The organism is Phaeobacter sp. 11ANDIMAR09, from assembly GCF_001294455.1.
Classification (GTDB): domain Bacteria; phylum Pseudomonadota; class Alphaproteobacteria; order Rhodobacterales; family Rhodobacteraceae; genus Pseudophaeobacter.
The window spans coordinates 1-1,609 of record NZ_LIKT01000080.1; the positions used below are offsets into that span (position 1 = coordinate 1).

General features: G+C 56.4%; 1 protein-coding gene. It reads right to left on the reverse strand.

Annotated features, from left to right (window positions below; all coding sequences use genetic code 11):
- Nucleotide 1: 1 nt before the first annotated feature.
- Nucleotides 2–1,369 (reverse strand): IS110 family transposase, encoded by a 1,368-nt coding sequence (locus AN476_RS22165; RefSeq protein WP_054463923.1) that lies wholly within the window; start codon nt 1,367–1,369, stop codon nt 2–4.
- Nucleotides 1,370–1,609 lie beyond the last annotated feature (240 nt).

Consider the following 1,609-nt stretch of genomic DNA (forward strand, 5'->3'; position numbering starts at 1 on the left):
CCTAAGAAACAGCCCTGTCAGCCTCTGCGGGTAGTTCCTGCAAATCATAGCCGAACGACTTGGCGCGGCGTTTGAGATTGCCGAGCACGCGATTGCGGTATCGTTCTTCATAATTGGCTGCACCGGGATCTTGATAGGTCATGCCGTATCGGAGGGTGTTGTAGAACAGTACTGCGATCTTTCGTGCTGTCGCTGTGACAGCTTTGGCTTTACCAGCCCGTGCCGCCAATCTTCGGTAGAATGCACCAAGCGCGGTGTCGCTACGCCCGATCGTTACCGCTGCCAATCGGAGCAAAGCAGCAGCACGACTTGATGAACGCCGCGTTCGAGATGACAGGACCTTCCCGCCAGAGATCTTGTTGCCTGGTGCAAGGCAGAGCCATGACGTGAAGTGTTTGGCACTTGGCCATGCGCGCAGGTCAGTGCCGCATTCGCCAACCAGTTTGAGCGACAGGGACGGCCCCATTCCATGGATTTGCGTTAGATCAACGCCGAGGACACCAAACAGTGCTGCCCGCACGTCAAACGAAGGCGTGCTAACCTGCTTAGTCTTGGTGCGCGGGCGCGGCAACTCGCCGGGATCATATCCGGTGTCCGCGCCCAATGCCGCCAGTGTCGCCTCAAGACGCTGATCACAAGCCAACATTTTGGTCTGGTAGACATCATAAAGTTCCAGCGACTGAGTGAGCGCAAACATATGTTCTGGACGGTCATTGCCGTTCAGGGCTGCTTTGATCGTCTCGACAGAAGCACGACACCGCACGTCACGATATGACGCCAGCACATCCAGATCACGTTCGCCGGCGACGATGGCACGGATGATCTTCATACCAGTCACCCCAGTAATGTCAGACACAACGTGATGCAGTTGCAGGTTCATCTCCATCAGCGCCTTCTGCATGTGTTGGATGTGCGCGGCTGCATATTCCACCAGCCGCTCCCGTTGGCGCAGATACGCCCGCAGGGTGGCAATCTCGGCCGAGGGACGGAAACTGCCACGTAGCAAACCGTAGGAATGCAGCTGCCGTAACCAACTGGCGTCACTGACGTCGGTTTTGCGGCCCGGTACATTCTTGGCATAGCGCGCATTCACCAAGATGACCTCGAAGCCATGCTGCTCAAGTATCTCATATGCTGGGATCCAGTAGACACCCGTAGATTCCATCGCGATGCTGGTCACGCCGTGCGACTTAAACCAATCCGCAAGATCATGCAGATCATGGGTGAAGGTGCCAAAGGCACGCACTGGCGTGTCTGTCACGTCGGGATTGACGGCCGCCATATGTTCGCGTGAACCGATATCAACGGCAGCGGCACCAACCTTCACAGTCTCGATCACTGGGGGCTTGCCAGTCTTTTTCTTTGTCATGGTTCATCCTCCTGTTGGCAACAAAAGGGCGTGAGCTATGCAAATCCGTCATCTTCCTAACCGGGATCACTGCAAAACAGCGTCACCACTCTCAAGTACGCATCAGCCCATGGACCACGTTTTTTAACGGGGTTCTGCCACCAAACAGACCACCAATAAGCGAACGGCCGCTGCCCTTCATGGTGAAACTGTAGCACAGGCTGTTTCTACCGCGCACAGGCGGGCCCCCACCCGGAACGG

Bases quoted from the DNA above. Each gene is read 5' to 3' on its own strand.
- AN476_RS22165 (WP_054463923.1), bottom strand. From the start codon at position 1,369: ATGACAAAGAAAAAGACTGGCAAGCCCCCAGTGATCGAGACTGTGAAG.